The 14,244-nt window shown below is 67.4% G+C and carries 14 protein-coding genes, 1 tRNA gene and 1 pseudogene; 2 read left to right on the top strand and 14 right to left on the bottom strand.

Annotated elements, in window-relative coordinates; genetic code table 11:
• From A5702_RS18755 to A5702_RS18740, 4 genes are all read right to left on the bottom strand, one after another.
• Nucleotides 1-815: DUF4383 domain-containing protein (locus tag A5702_RS18755; protein ID WP_068222606.1), on the bottom strand; the 815-nt coding region annotated here is incomplete at its 3' end.
• 508 nt (nucleotides 816-1,323) lie between these two features.
• On the bottom strand, nucleotides 1,324-1,884 hold the full coding sequence (locus A5702_RS18750; protein WP_068222603.1) for a hypothetical protein: 561 nt from the start codon (nucleotides 1,882-1,884) through the stop codon (nucleotides 1,324-1,326).
• Nucleotides 1,885-1,948: 64 nt separating this feature from the next.
• Nucleotides 1,949-2,020 (bottom strand) — tRNA-Thr (locus A5702_RS18745).
• 28 nt (nucleotides 2,021-2,048) lie between these two features.
• Nucleotides 2,049-2,765 (bottom strand): hypothetical protein, encoded by a 717-nt coding sequence (locus A5702_RS18740; RefSeq protein WP_055403271.1) that lies wholly within the window; start codon nucleotides 2,763-2,765, stop codon nucleotides 2,049-2,051.
• A gap of 156 nt (nucleotides 2,766-2,921) precedes the next feature.
• Here A5702_RS18740 and phoP point away from each other — a divergent pair, with 156 nt between their 5' ends.
• Both phoP and A5702_RS18730 read left to right on the top strand, forming a co-directional pair.
• Entirely contained in the window at nucleotides 2,922-3,641 is a 720-nt protein-coding gene (gene phoP, locus A5702_RS18735; protein WP_068222600.1) for a two-component system response regulator PhoP, read from the top strand.
• A gap of 34 nt (nucleotides 3,642-3,675) precedes the next feature.
• A pseudogene (locus tag A5702_RS18730) lies at nucleotides 3,676-5,134 on the top strand (sensor histidine kinase).
• On the opposite strand, the gene A5702_RS18725 reads toward A5702_RS18730, so the two are convergent.
• The 10 genes from A5702_RS18725 to A5702_RS18680 form a co-directional block, all read right to left on the bottom strand.
• Entirely contained in the window at nucleotides 5,106-5,510 is a 405-nt protein-coding gene (locus tag A5702_RS18725; protein WP_055403268.1) for an HIT family protein, read from the bottom strand. The pseudogene A5702_RS18730 and the gene A5702_RS18725 overlap by 29 nt on opposite strands.
• Nucleotides 5,511-5,602: 92 nt before the next feature.
• On the bottom strand, nucleotides 5,603-6,019 hold the full coding sequence (locus A5702_RS18720; RefSeq protein WP_067818878.1) for a ketosteroid isomerase family protein: 417 nt from the start codon (nucleotides 6,017-6,019) through the stop codon (nucleotides 5,603-5,605).
• A 17-nt stretch (nucleotides 6,020-6,036) separates the two neighbouring features.
• A complete protein-coding gene (locus tag A5702_RS18715; RefSeq protein WP_068222597.1) occupies nucleotides 6,037-8,091 on the bottom strand; it encodes an FAD-dependent oxidoreductase in 2,055 nt (684 codons plus the stop codon).
• Nucleotides 8,092-8,113: 22 nt separating this feature from the next.
• Nucleotides 8,114-9,241: an NDMA-dependent alcohol dehydrogenase gene (locus A5702_RS18710; protein WP_055403265.1), complete on the bottom strand. Its 1,128-nt coding sequence runs from the start codon at nucleotides 9,239-9,241 to the stop codon at nucleotides 8,114-8,116.
• Between the two features lie 155 nt (nucleotides 9,242-9,396).
• Nucleotides 9,397-9,945, bottom strand: a complete 549-nt coding sequence (locus tag A5702_RS18705; RefSeq protein WP_055403264.1) for a hypothetical protein — start codon at nucleotides 9,943-9,945, stop codon at nucleotides 9,397-9,399.
• A gap of 3 nt (nucleotides 9,946-9,948) precedes the next feature.
• The gene (locus A5702_RS18700) at nucleotides 9,949-10,158 is read right to left on the bottom strand and encodes a ferredoxin (protein WP_055403263.1); all 210 of its coding nucleotides are present in this window, start codon (nucleotides 10,156-10,158) and stop codon (nucleotides 9,949-9,951) included.
• Between the two features lie 3 nt (nucleotides 10,159-10,161).
• Complete coding sequence (locus A5702_RS18695) at nucleotides 10,162-11,520, bottom strand: cytochrome P450 (RefSeq protein ID WP_068222594.1); 1,359 nt, start codon at nucleotides 11,518-11,520, stop codon at nucleotides 10,162-10,164.
• Nucleotides 11,517-12,341: an SDR family oxidoreductase gene (locus A5702_RS18690; RefSeq protein ID WP_055405618.1), complete on the bottom strand. Its 825-nt coding sequence runs from the start codon at nucleotides 12,339-12,341 to the stop codon at nucleotides 11,517-11,519. Before A5702_RS18690 ends, A5702_RS18695 begins: the two co-directional genes overlap by 4 nt.
• Nucleotides 12,342-13,559, bottom strand: a complete 1,218-nt coding sequence (locus A5702_RS18685; protein ID WP_068222591.1) for a cytochrome P450 — start codon at nucleotides 13,557-13,559, stop codon at nucleotides 12,342-12,344.
• The gene (locus tag A5702_RS18680; protein WP_055405616.1) at nucleotides 13,556-14,194 is read right to left on the bottom strand and encodes a TetR family transcriptional regulator; all 639 of its coding nucleotides are present in this window, start codon (nucleotides 14,192-14,194) and stop codon (nucleotides 13,556-13,558) included. Before A5702_RS18680 ends, A5702_RS18685 begins: the two co-directional genes overlap by 4 nt.
• Nucleotides 14,195-14,244 lie beyond the last annotated feature (50 nt).

The following is a 14,244-nucleotide window of genomic DNA, read 5'->3' as shown; positions in this document are numbered from 1 at the left end:
GGGACTCCATCACCCGGCCGCGGATCCCGTCGGAACTCGTGGATGTCTACGACCGCAACCTCGATGCCGACGACAAGCATCACCATCACCAAGACCGCGGGCGTGACGCCCCTCGAACGCCGCGTCGCGGAGTGCCCCAATGGGGTTGACTCGCTGACCTTCTGGGACGGGGAGGCAACGTCGGGCGGCGGGATGGTTGGCCCGGGGTTGCTGTCAACGGTTCCCATCTCCGGCTCGGGCGGCACCGTCGGTGAAGCCGCGCTCGGTGATGCGGCCTCCCGCTCGAGAACCGCTCCGGCGGCCGCGGACTGCGGCTGGTCGCGGTCGCGTCCCCGGCGCGGCACCCAGGCCTCGTCCCCCAACTCGTCGGGAATCAGCCACAACAGCAGGGCCAGGTTGACCACCGCCAGGACGCCGTGCAGGACGATGTCGGCTGCGTGGAACCCCAGCGGCGTCGGCGTCGTACGCGCGGTGGCGACACTGCTGAAAAACAACAACAGCGTGTAGCCCACGGCACTCAACGCCGTAACCGCCACGGCCGCACGGCGTTTGGCGACGGCCGCGATGGCCAGCACCCCGAGCGCCAGCAGTATCGCGCTGTGCGCCGGAGCCGACGCCAGGCCGAGAACGGGGACGCCGGTCGGGCCGGCGTGCGGATGGAGCGCATCCGAAAGCAGCCCGGCGACGCCGAACGCGCTCACCAACACGCCCTCGGCGAGCAGCCACCAACGCCCGGTGCGGAAACGTCCCGGGTCCGTCGGGACCCTGCGCAAACCCGACGTCAGCCCGGGAACGGGCCCCGCCGTAACCGGCATCGCGGACCTCCAGAGTGAGCGGCAAGTCTTTGATATCGGCTACCCGCTGCGGCCGGCCCTACGCATGCGGTTCTTGGGTCCGCCGGCCCGCCAAACGTGCGTCAAATAGCCCTTCCGCAGCAACCCTGACGGGGATACGATCTCCCTGCACGGAGATTGGCGGTGCTCACCATGGCTAATCATTTCGCACTCATCGGCCCAGCCGTAATCGGTCTGGCCATCGCGACCACGTCCCTCTCGCCGGCGGTGAGTAGAGCCGCCGAATGTGGCCAAGGCACGGTCTACGACGCACCATCCAATACGTGTGTCGTTCTGGCGCAGGCACCCGAACCAGTGGCCCCGCCACCTCCGGAAGCACCGCCCCCGCCACCTCCGCCGCCTCCGCCGCCGGCGTGGGGCGGCCCCAGGCCGCATGTCTGGGTCAGCGTCTGCGCGCCCATTCCGTTCGTGAACATCTGTGCGGGAATCTGACGGCGGCAGTCATCGCGGTCGCTCCGCGGTGACCGCGTCAGGTGTGGACGATCAAACCCGCTTCGGTGTATGGAGCGGCTTGGGCGGGATCGTTGATCGTGATGTACAGGTCACCCCCCGCCGGCATAACGAAGCCGACGAATCCATGCGCGGTCTGGCCGTCCTGTAGGCCGCCCTGCTGCAGCGCGGGCATCTTGTCGAGCCGCCTGAAGTCGACCGCCAACGACGCCGGCCGGGGGGCGTCGCCGGGATGGGTCCATGGCTGATCGCCACCGCCGTATCCGGCAAACATGTAGCCCTGGTCGAACTGGAAGAACCTGTGGGACGTCCCGGTGATGGTCAGTTCCACCACGTTGCAGCCGGGGTCACCCGACGGATTCGCGAAATGGGAGGCGCACCCCGGCGGCAACCACGTTGCACTGTTGACGGTGATGTCGGCGGTTGCGCCGCCGGCCGCCCGCACGTGCACGGGCACGCCCATCCCACCGACCGGGAACGGTGGATCTTCCGGCGTGGGGTCAGCCGAACCGGTGGGACACGAACACGCGGCAAAGACCGCGGCGACCGCGGCCGCGGCACCTACAGATTCCGCGCGCACCCCCAGGACGTTACCGCAACACTGCCGCGAAAACGCGCGTCATCCATCGGCAGTCACCGTACGGAGCCCCCTGTCAGGATTGAACTGACGACCGCTCGCTTACAAGGCGAGTGCTCTACCACTGAGCTAAGGAGGCGGGGTCAAGCCGGGTCAAGCGTAATCGGTCACTCGCCGCTGTCGATCACGCGCGTTGAGCGCACCGGACGCGACGAAGGGCGTCGCCGGCCCGGCAGCGGAATGCGGTCGGCGATATTGCTCAGGGGGTTGACCACCATGGTGAGCGCGACGACGGCGTCCTGCAGCGTGGCAATCGCCGGTTCCAGCGCTTCCATCCCGGGCGTCAGCCGCGCCAGGGTGTCGGCGACGTCGGCGAGCTGATCCAGCGGACCGTGCTTCGCCGTCAGCTTGTCCACCAGCCCGCCCTCACTGAGCAGCCGGTCGGCCAGCCCGTCCTCGGCCAGCAAGCGCTCGATCAACCCGTCCTCGGCGACCAGCTGGTCGGCCAGCCCGCCGGGCTGCAGCGTGCGGTGCAGGCCGCCGCCCTCCGCGGTGAGGCGGTCCAGCAGGCCACCCTCCGACGTCAGCATGTCGACGACGCCGCCCGGGCGCAGCAGCCGATCGATCGGCCCGTCCGGCGCGACGGCCCGTCCCAGTGGCGCGTCGTCGTCCAGCAGTCGGGCGAGCCGGTTGGCGCGCACGATCGCGTCGTCGATTCCGAGCATGGACGTCATGGCGGTGGTGCCGGCGGTCCCGCCGTCACCCAGAGCGCGTTTCGCCACCCCCACCGCCGTGCTCGCGACGGTCAGGCTGGCATCCGCGGCGGCGAGCCCGACTCGGGCCGGGGCGGTCGCGGCCGAGACGATCCGTGCGGCGAGGTTCATTCCACGAGTTTATTCGCGACGCGGCCGCACCGACTTGCGCAGGTCCAAGCCGATGCGAGGATTCCTGGCAGACTACTATCAGAGTGTTGGCACTGAGCTTTCAGCAATCACACAACCTTCACATAGCTAACGTTCAACAAGAGGCAGAAGAACCTGATGACCGCGGTAACCCCAACCGAATCGAAACCGGAGGCTCGCGTCCTCGTAGTCGACGACGAGGCCAACATCGTTGAACTGCTCTCAGTGAGCCTCAAATTCCAGGGCTTCGAGGTCTACACCGCGACGAACGGGGCCCAGGCCCTGGATCGCGCGCGGGAGGCACGCCCCGACGCGGTGATCCTCGACGTGATGATGCCCGGCATGGACGGGTTCGGGGTTTTGCGTCGCCTGCGCGCCGACGGTATCGACGCGCCAGCGCTGTTCCTGACGGCCCGAGATTCGCTGCAGGACAAGATCGCCGGCCTGACGCTGGGCGGCGACGACTACGTCACCAAACCGTTCAGCCTCGAAGAGGTGGTCGCCCGGCTGCGGGTCATCCTGCGCCGCGCGGGCAAGGGCGGAGCCGAACCGCGCAGTGCCCGACTGACTTTCGCCGACATCGAACTCGACGAGGAAACGCACGAGGTGTGGAAGGCCGGCGAACCGGTCTCGCTGTCGCCGACCGAATTCACGCTGCTGCGTTACTTTGTGATCAACGCGGGCACGGTGTTGAGCAAGCCCAAGATCCTCGACCACGTCTGGCGATACGACTTCGGAGGTGACGTCAATGTCGTCGAGTCCTATGTTTCGTACCTACGGCGCAAGATCGACACCGGGGAGAAGCGCCTGCTGCACACCCTGCGCGGCGTGGGTTACGTGTTGCGGGAACCGCGCTGAGCGCGCGCCCGGTCATCAGCGTTAGCGAACAATCATGGCCACACCGCATCGACGTGGATTGCCGCTCCGGGTAGGGCTGGTCGCTGCCACCCTGGTGCTGGTGGCGTGCGGGCTGGCGGTCTCGGGCATCGCGGTCACGTCGATCCTGCGGCACAGCCTCGTCACGCGGATCGACCAGACGCTGCTGGACGCGTCCCGCGGGTGGGCGCAGGCGCCCCGCCGGCAGTCGCCGCCGCCCTACGAGGGGCCCGACCCCGGCCGGCCACCGTCGAAGTTCTACGTGCGGGGCATCGGCATCGACGGCACTCCGTTCACCGCCATCAACGACCGCAACGCCGAACCGGCCTTGCCGCCCAACAACGACGTGGGCCCAAATCCGACGACGCTGCCGTCGGTGAACGGGTCGGACATCCAGTGGCGCGCGGTGTCGGTGCGCGGCCCGCACGGCCTGACGACCGTCGCGATCGACCTTTCCGACGTCCAGCACACGGTCAGCTCCCTGGTGTGGCTGCAGATCGGCATCGGGGTGGCGGTGCTGGTGGTGGTCGGCATCGCCGGCTTCGCTGTGGTGCAGCGCAGCCTGCGGCCGTTGTCCGAGGTCGAGCAGACCGCCGCGGCGATCGCCTCCGGTCAGCTGGATCGCCGTGTGCCGGAACGTGATCCGCGTACCGAGGTGGGTCGGCTTTCGCTCGCCCTCAACGGCATGCTTTCTCAGATCCAGGAAGCGCTCGCGTCTTCGGAGTCCTCGGCCGCGAAGGCCCGCGGCTCCGAGGAGCGGATGCGGCGGTTCATCACCGATGCCAGCCACGAACTGCGCACCCCGCTGACCACCATCCGCGGCTTCGCCGAGTTGTATCGCCAGGGCGCCGCGCGCGACGTCGCCATGCTGCTGTCGCGGATCGAGAGCGAAGCCAGCCGAATGGGGCTGCTGGTCGACGACCTGCTGCTGTTGGCCCGCCTTGATGTGCAGCGGCCACTGGAGCACAACCGGGTCGACCTGCTGGCGCTGGCCAGCGACGCCGTGCACGACGCACAGGCGATCGATCCGAAGCGCACCATCGCCATGGAAGTCCTCGACGGCCCCGGCACCCCGGAGGTGCTCGGAGACGAACCGCGGATCCGGCAGGTGCTGAGCAACCTGGTCGCCAACGCGTTGCAGCACACGCCGGCGAACGCCGACGTCACCGTGCGGGTCGGCACCGAGGGGGACGACGCGGTGCTCGAGGTGGCCGACCAGGGTCCCGGCATGACCGAGCAGGACGCGTCGCGGGTGTTCGAGCGGTTCTATCGCACCGACTCGTCGCGGGCGCGCGCCAGCGGTGGCACCGGGTTGGGTCTATCGATCGTCGACTCGCTGGTGCGGGCGCACGGCGGCACCGTCACGGTGACGACCGCGCCCGGGCAGGGCTGCTGCTTCCGCGTCACGCTGCCGCGGGTCAGCGAGGTGCCGGCGCCGGAGCCGGTTCACGCCAACTGAGCCAGGGCCGCCTTGATCTTGGCCTGCGCCTCGTCCAGGGATTCCGCCGACGGGTTGCGGTCGACGTTGGCGAAGCCGAAGTCGCTCAGGCGGCGGGTGGGAAACACGTGCACGTGCAGGTGGGGCACCTCCAGCCCGGCGATGATCACCCCCGCCCGCTCGGTCCGGAAGGCCTTGCACACGGCTTTGCCGATCAGCTGACTGACGGCCATGATCCGCGCGAAGGTCGCGCCGTCGACGTCCTGCCACTGATCGATTTCGGCCCGCGGCACGACCAGCGTGTGCCCCTGGGTCATGGGCTCGATCGTCAAGAACGCGACGACGTCGTCGTCCTCGTAGACGAAGCGGCCGGGAAGTTCACGGTTGATGATCTTGGTGAAGATCGACGCCATGGCCCCAGCATAGGGGCGGCGAAATTGCCGCCATGGTCGCGGTCGGCCTCACGTCACGACCGTGACGGCAATCTCGGCGATCGGCCGCGGCGTCACTCCTGGCCGAACTCCATCACGTCGAGGTTCCAGTAGCCGCGCATGTTGGTGATCAGCCCGGCGTCGTCGACCTTGTAGGTGAACACGCCGCGCACCTTGCTCGTCATGCCGCCCTCAAACTTGCTCTGCAGCACCAAGATATGAGCGATCTCGTTGGGCGAGCTGGACGGGAAAGTCTCCTCGCAGGTGATGGTCAGCTGATTCTTGGCGATGTTGTTGTCGAAGAACTCGCCGACGGCCGCCTTTCCGCGGACCCCCGTGCCGTCGGGATTGGTGACCGACTTGCCGATCGGGTCCTCGATGACTACGTCGTCGGTCATCAACGCCAGCCAGCCGTCCCGGTCTTTGCCCTGAGCGCAGCGCCACGAGGACTGCGAAGCGGTCAGCGCCGGGGATTGGGCGGTTTGGGTCATCGTTGTTTCTCCTGTCACTAGATCGCGCACGCGGCGCGCGCGCCTTCCTCGGTGGCCTTTCGGATCAGCCCCAGCCCGGTGCAGTCGCCCGCCGCATGCACCTCGGCGCCGGGCAACGCGGCGATCAGCGCGTCGAACAGCGTGGTGTCGGCCTCGACCGCGCCGGCCAGCACGACGCTGTCGGCCGGCAACCGCCGGGTGGTGCCGCCGGCGGGGGTGAACATCACCGCTTCGGGGATGATCCGTTCCACGCGTGCCCGCACGTGCACGGCGACGCCCAGCCGGTCGAGTCGATCCATGTGCTCAGTCTTGCGCTTGTTGCCCACTTCGGGCGCGATGTCCTTGCCGGATTCCAGAATCGACACCAGCCGACCCCGGCTCGCCAGAAACTCGGCCAATTCCAGGGCGACCAGGTCCCCGCCGACGATCGTGACCCGGCGCCCGACGGGCATCCAGGCGCGGCTGGCCAGCCGGACGGCGGCGGGCCGCACCAGGCGCTGCCGCCAGCCGCCCAGCGCGGACGCCCCGAGCCGCCGCCACGCCGGGGCGCCGGATTCCGCTTTGCCGCCCAGCAATTCACGCAACCCGGGCCCGGTGTGCACGTGCGGTAGGTCGGAGCCGGGGATCGTCGGCACCGCGACGCGGCCCCCGGTCGCCACGATCACCGCGTCCGGGCCGGCGTCGACGATGTCCCGAGCCGAAATCTCGTGGCCGAGCTGTACTTGCGCGCCGCTGAGCGTGATCTCGTCGCGCAGGTAGCGCAGGAACGGCTGGTTCTCGGGATGCAGCACCGACGCCCAGCGCAGCGCCCCGCCGAGCGTGGCGCTGCGTTCGAAGAGCGTGACGCGGTGGCCGCGTTCGGCGGCGACCCGCGCCGCCTCCAGCCCGGCGGGCCCGCCGCCGACCACCACGACCCTCTTCGCGCGCGCGGCGCGGGCCGGCGACAGTTCGCGCTCCTTGCCGGTGCGGGGATTGACGGCGCAGTCGACGGAGAAACGCTGTTCCATTGCGTCGATGCAGTTTTCGCAGGAGATGCATCGACGGATCCGGTGCTGGCGCCCCTCGAGCAGTTTGCGCGGCAGGTCGGGATCGGCCAGCAGGGGACGGCCCATCGCGATGAAATCTGCACGCCCGTCGGCCAGGATCCGCTCGGCGCGGACGGGGTCGTGGATGCGGCCCACGGCGATCACCGGCACGTCGACCGCCTGCTTGACCGCGGCCGCGGCGCCGACATTGAGCTCCTCCCCGTCGTCGGCGCCGTTGACCATGCCGGTCACCAGCCGGTCGATCACCCCGCCGCTGACATGGAAGGCGTCGACACCGGCCGCGACGAATTCCGGTGCCAGCTGCGCGGTCTCGAAGATCGGGCGGCCACCGGCGACCCGTTCGTAGCCCGAGATGCGCAGCGTGATCGGGAGGGCGTTACCGATCTCGGAGCGGATCGCGGCGAGCGCATCCAGCACCACCCGTGCCCGGCCGCGCGCCGAATCGCCGCGGTACTCGTCGGTGCGGCGATTGCGTTGGGGCGCAAGGAAGGAGCCCAACATCATGTAGCCGTGCGCGGCGTGCAGCTCGATGCCGTCGTACCCCGCCTCGACGGCACGCCGCGCCGCGGCCTTGAACAAATCGAGCACCCCGCACAACTGGTGCTTGGTGATCTCGGCCGACGGGCGCCCCGTGAGGTAGGAGGGGATCACCGACGGCCCCAACGATGTGACACCGAAGATCTCGGGCCCCAGACCGTCCGGTCCGGCGTGCACGATCTGCGGCTGGATCCTGGCGCCGTGCTCGTGCACAACCTCCACCAGCGCCCGATGCGCGTCGACCGCCTCGTCGGTGGCCAGGTGCAGGCCCCCGGGCGTCTCGGGGTGTTGATGGTCAATTCCCGTGGCGCCCAGCGTGATCAATCCCACCCCGCCTCTGGCACGGGCGGCGAAGTAGTCACGGGTGCGCTGCGACGGCAGCCCGTCCGGTGTGCCGTACATGGTCTCCATCGGAGACATGACCATGCGGTTGCGCACCGTCATGGCGCCGATCCGTCCCGGCGCCATCAGGTGACCGAACCCGGTCACTCGGGACCAGTGGGTGGGGGAGTTACCGGTCGGCGTCCGTGTACCGGATGACGCCGCGAATGTTCTTGCCGTCCAGCATGTCCTGGTAACCCTCGTTGATCTGCTCGAGGCGGTACTGGGTGGTGACCATGTCGTCCAGGTTCAGCTTGCCGGCCTTGTACATCGACAGCAGCTGCGGGATGTCGTACTGGGGGTTGCCGCCGCCGAAAATGGTGCCCTGCAGGTTTTTCTGCATCAGGGTGAGCATCGCCAGGTTCAGGTTGACGTTGGTGTCCAGCAGGCTGCCGATGGCGGTCACCACGCAGGTGCCGCCCTTCTGGGTGATGTTCAGGTAGTTGTCGATGTCGGCGCCCTGCAGTTCGCCGACGGTGACGACAACCTTATGGGCCATCAGGCCGTAGGTGACCTCCATGATGCCCATCAGCGCCGCGTTGATGTCGGGATAGACATGCGTCGCACCGAATTTCAGCGCCTGGTCGCGCTTCCACTCGACCGGGTCGATCGCGAAGATGTAGCGCGCGCCGGCGTTGACTGCGCCCTGCAGCGCCGCCATGCCGACCCCGCCGACACCGACGATGGCGACGTCCTGACCCGGCCGGATGTCGGCGGTGCGGACGGCCGAGCCGTAGCCGGTGGTGACGCCGCAGCCGACCAGGGCCGCCACCTCGAACGGGACGGACGGGTCGATCTTCACCACGGAGCTGCGGTGCACCACCATGTAGGGCGAGAACGTGCCCAGCAGCGTCATGGGGAAGACGTTCTGGCCGCGGGCCTGGATGCGGAACGTGCCGTCGGAGACCGCGGCGCCGCCGAGCAGGCCGGCCCCCAGGTCGCACAGGTTGCGCATGCCGGCCTGACAGGTCGGGCATTGGCCGCAGGACGGGATGAACGACAGCACGACGTGGTCGCCGGGGGCGATGTCTTCCACGCCCGGGCCGACCTCGGTGACGATGCCGGCGCCCTCGTGGCCGCCGAGCACCGGGAAGCCGGCCATCGGGATGCCGCCGGTGACGAGGTGATGGTCGGAGTGGCACATGCCCGCCGCTTCCATCTGGATCTTGACCTCGTGCGCTTGCGGGTCGCCGATCTCGATTTCCTCGATAGACCAGGGCTGGTTGAACTCCCAGATCAGTGCGCCTTTTGTCTTCACGATGGTCCTGACCCCATTTCGCCTTTGAATCGATCAGCGCTGCCCGGCGCCTTCATGCCGGACAACTTGGTGACGGGCGCCACAGGCACCCTTGTCGCGTCAGCATAGCGCGTGCAACAAATCAAATGCTTGGTTGGTCCGTCATCGGTCCGCGGTCACCAAATCGGGACGGGTGCCTGGCCAAGCGGGTAGTAGCCCGGCAGCTTTTCGCCGGCGAGGCTGCGCTCGATCCGCTTCTGCATGCCGGCGCTGAGGTCGCCGGACTCGATCAGCGTCGCGAACATCTTCGCCACGTGACCGAAGTCGAAGAAGTCGCGCTGCCACTCGATGAGGTTCTCGGCGTTGAGGCGGAACCAGCTGCCGCCGATGCCGTAGATCTCGTCCTGGGTGCCGTCGGCTTTGTTGACGATCTGCTTCCAGAAGCCGACGATCTCGCCCTGCTTCTCGTCGATGAGCACCTTCTGGTACTCGTACACCCAGTTCTCCAGGCCCTCCATTTCCAGGCCGAGGGCGATGTCGCGGATCTCGTCGACGCCGACGCACATGACGTCTTCCTTGGGGCCGATGTTCCAGCCGTAGGTGGCGTCGCGCGTGTAGAAGTCCGCCAACGGCCGCCAGTCACCGGCCTTCTCGCAGTCCTTGTTGGCTTGCAGCCAGCGGTCGACCCATGCCTCGAGTTCCTCGCGTGAAGCTCGTGATGTCATAAGTCAGTCTCCTGAATCTTCTTTGATGAACAGTGCATGCGTTGGGCACATATCGACCGCGCGTTCGACTTCGTCGCGGGCGTCTTCGGGCGGTTCTGGATCGGTGATCTCGACCTTGCCGCGCTTGGGCACCCGAAAGTAGTCCGGCGCCTCCAGTTCGCACATGGCGTGGCCCTGGCACAGATCCAGATCGACTTCGATTCGAAAACCCATGACTCATCCGGCTTTCCGCTTGCGGTAGCGCACCTTGGCCGGCCGGGCGAGCTGGACAACCATCTTGGAGTGGTCGTTGTGATAGCTATCGGCCGGCTGGGCCATCTCGAACTCGTACTCGCGCAACAGGACCGAGAAGATCGCCTTGATCTGCATTTGTGCGAACGCGGCACCGACACAGCGGTGTCGCCCGGCGCCGAACGGAATCCAGGTCCACCGATTGACGATGTCGGCCTGCTCGGGCTTGTTGTAGCGATCGGGCTTGAACGCATCCGGGTCGGGGAAGTCCTCGGGGATGCGATTGCTGATCGCCGGGGATGCGGCGACGAAGTCGCCCGCGTGAATCGGAAAGCCCTCGACCTCGAACTCGCCCTTGGCGACCCGCATCAGGATGATCAGCGGCGGGTGCAGCCGCAGCGTCTCCTTGACCACGTTGTCGAGCTTCGGAATCGACCGCAGCGCGTGGAAACTCACCTCCTGGCCGTCGGCGTAGAGCTCCTCGAGCTCGGTCAGCACCTCGGCGTAGATGTCGGGGTGGCGGATCAGCTCGATCAGCGTCCACGCCGAGGTGCCCGAGCTGGTGTGGTGGCCGGCGAACATCAACGAGATGAACATCCCGGTGACCTCGTCTGCGGAGAACCGAGGGTTGCCGTCCTCATCCTTGATCGACACCAGCACGTCGAGCATGTCGCGGTCGGTTTTGTCCTTGGGTGGATTGGCCACCCGCTGGTCCATGATCTCCTGCACCAGCGCAACGAGTTTGACGCGGGCCTCGTCGCGCCGTTTGAAGCTTTCGATCGGCAGGTAGGGGTCGACGTAACACAGCGGGTCGGTGCCGCGTTCCAGCTCGTGGTAGTACTCCGCGAACCGGTGGTCGAGCTGGTTGCGGAACTTCACGCCGATCAGGCAGGCGGTCGAGGTGTAGATGGTCAACTCGGAGAAGAAGTCGAGCAGCTCGATCTCGCCCTGGGGTCCCCAGTCGGCGATCATTCCCTTGACCTGAGCCTCGATGGTCGCGGCGTGCCCCTTCATCTGCTCACCGCGCAGCGCCGAATTGTGCAGCATCTCCTTGCGCCGCTCGGGGCTGGCGTCGAACACCACGCCTTTGCCGAAGATCGGCGTCATGAACGGGTAGGCCTCGGCCTGGTCCAGCTCCTCGTCCGCCGAGCGGAAGAAGAACTCGTTGGCCCCCGCACCGGAGAGCAGGATGACGTGCTTGTCCACCAGCTGGAACCAACCGACGTCGCCACACTCGTCGCGGACGCGCTTCATCAAACCGATTGGGTCGGTGCGGAATTCCTCGAGGTGGCCGTGCTCTTCCTCGCCGCCGGAAACCCGCGGCACCGTGGCAGTTGTCGTCATGACGGCATTCCCTCTTCTCCCAGTGCGAGTTTTTGGCGATCCTTCTTGTCGGCCAACGGGGCTTCGGGCTGAAGCTCCATGTTCGCGATGAAGCCACCGCGGGGCGTCTCGGCGACGAACGTGATGGCGCGCGCCAGGTCCGCCGCGCGCAGGAAGTAGTCATGGCGCGCCTGGCCCCACTTCGCCCAGTCCTCCAAGGCGGGGCCGATCTTCTCGGCCGGCAGGCTCCAGCCCATCGAGGTTTTCGTCGGGCCGGGGTGCACGATCGAGGCCCGCACGCCGGTGCCCTCGAGCTCCATCTGGAAGTTGGTGACCATCGCGACCAGGGCGGCCTTGGCCGCCCCATAGGCCCCCATGTGCGGTCGCTGGCGCAGGGCCACGTCGGACCCGACGAAGATCAGGTCACCGCGCTGCCGCTGAAGCATGCCGGGCAGCACCGCCGCGGCCAGGCGGTTGGCGCCGACGAGGTGAATCTGCAGCTGCGACTCGAATTCATCGGTCGTGATCTCGGCGAGCTTGCCGAAGTAGGTGTCGCCGGCGCCGGCCACCAGCACCTCGATGTCGCCCAGGGCGTCGACCGCCTGCGCGACAAAGGATTTCACCGAGTTGGGGTCGGTGACGTCCAGGTGGAAGCCGACCGCCTCGCCGCCTTCGGCGTTGATTTTGCCGACGATGTCGTTCAGTTTCTCCACCCGTCGGGCGCCCAGGGCGACCGGGAAACCGTGCGCCGCCAGCTCGACGGCGGTGGCCTCTCCGATGCCGGACGAGGCGCCGGCGACGATCACCGGCCTGCGCTCGGGCAGGGGGTCAAAGCGGGGCATTCAGCGGACCTCCACGGTCATCGGTAGGTGAGCGAATCCGCGGACATTGCTGGAGTGGACGCGGACGGCGTTGGCCTCGTCCACCTCATATCCGCGGATTCGCTTGAACAACTCGGTGAGCGCGACCCGGGCTTCCATGCGTGCCAGATGCGCGCCCAGGCAGAAGTGTGCGCCACTACCGAAACTCAGTAGCTTGGGCCCGATTTCGCGTCCGATCAGAAAGTCGTCGGGGTCGTCGAAGACCCGTTCGTCGCGGTGGCCCGAACCGGGCAACAGCAAGACGACGTCACCGTCGGGGATGGTGGTGTCGTAGAGGGTGAGCCCCCCGGAGACGGTGCGGGCCAGGATCTGGCTGGACGTGTCGTAGCGCAGGGTTTCCTCGACCCATAGCGGCACCAACGAAAGGTCGGCGTAGACACCGGTGAGTTGATCCGGATTCTTGTGTCCCCAAAACGCCGCATTGGCAAGGAGTTTGGTGGTTGTCTCATTGCCGGCGATCACCATCAGGAACATGAAGCCGAGCACTTCGTCGTCGGTGAGCCGGTCGCCGTCGATCTCGGCCTGAAGCAGTGCGGTGGTCAGGTCGTCGGTGGGCTTGGTGCGCCGCTCGGCCACCATCTGCTGGTAGTAGACGATCAGGTTGAGCGACGCCTCGACGGCTTCTGGCGGCACGTCGGTGACGCCCTCCTCGCGGTGCATCACGCCGTCGGCCCAGGCGCGGACCTGGTCTCGATCCGGCTCCGGCACACCCATCAGCTCCGAGATCACGTCCATGGGGAGTTTTCCGGCGAACTCGTCGATGTAATCGACCGCGCCGTCTTTCGCCTTCTGCAACATGGTGTCGAGGTGTCGTGTCGCGATCTCGGTGACACGGGGCTCGAGCTCACGAATCCTCCTGGGCGTGAACCCCTTTGACACCAGCGTCCGCAGCCGCAGATGGGCGGGATCGTCCATCGCCAGGAAGGACATCGTCTTGGACGCGTGCGGGCCGCGCGACGCCGGATCCAGTGAGACGCCGTATTTGTTGGACAGCGTCGTGCTGTTGCGGAACCCTTGCAGCACATCCTGGTGACGGGACAGCGCCCAAAACTTCAGGTCCTCATTGCGATACAGCGGAGCCTCGTCGCGAAGGCGCTTGTAGTACGGATAGGGATCCTCATGGAAGTCGTAGTCGTAGGGATCGAGGACCAGGTCGTGGTCGCCAACGTGAACGGTCATCCGGTTTTGTTCTCCTGGCTAGTCTCTCCCGCGCCGGTCAGGATCAACCGCACGACATAGGCCAGCCTGTCGGCGATTTCGCGGTAGGTGAATTCGCCGCTGCCGGCCTGAACGAGAGCCCCGAAGAACGACATTTCCAGCGCCGAAACGGCGGTGGGGTCGGCGTCCGGGCCCATGGCCGAGGTGATGCGGCGGTGAATCTCGGCACCGATCCGGTCGCGCGCGGCGGCCACTGCCGGCTCCGCTCCGCCGCTGAGTAGCGCGGTCGTGCAGGCGGCGCTGACCTCGGGCTCGTCGGCGACCACCAGCGCCAGGTGGCGCAACGCCTGTTCCACCCGGTTGGGCATCGGGTCGTTGACATCGGTGAAGTAGGGGACCTGCCGCACCAGGTCGAGATAGACCTCGGCGATCAGGTGGTTCTTCGAGGAGAAGTAGGTGTACGCGGTCGCCGGGGCTACTTTGGCCCGGGCCGCCACCGCGCGCACCGTCAGGTCGGCGTAGGACTTTTCGCGCAGCGTCTCGATGCCGGCCGCAAGCACCTTGCGGAAGGTCTCCTCCTGGCGGCGGTTACGCGCCGGCCGGCCGGCCTGGTGTTCGGCCTGCGACGTGATCGTCACCAGTGCATCGCTGGACACATGTCCAAGCTATCGGACGGACGAGACCGGAAGCAAGCCCGGTCGGCAAA

The sequence above is a fragment of the Mycobacterium sp. E3339 genome (assembly GCF_001666915.1).
In the GTDB taxonomy this organism is placed as follows: domain Bacteria; phylum Actinomycetota; class Actinomycetes; order Mycobacteriales; family Mycobacteriaceae; genus Mycobacterium.
Note: the sequence above shows the minus strand (reverse complement) of the source record. Positions and strands in the feature narration are given on the sequence as shown.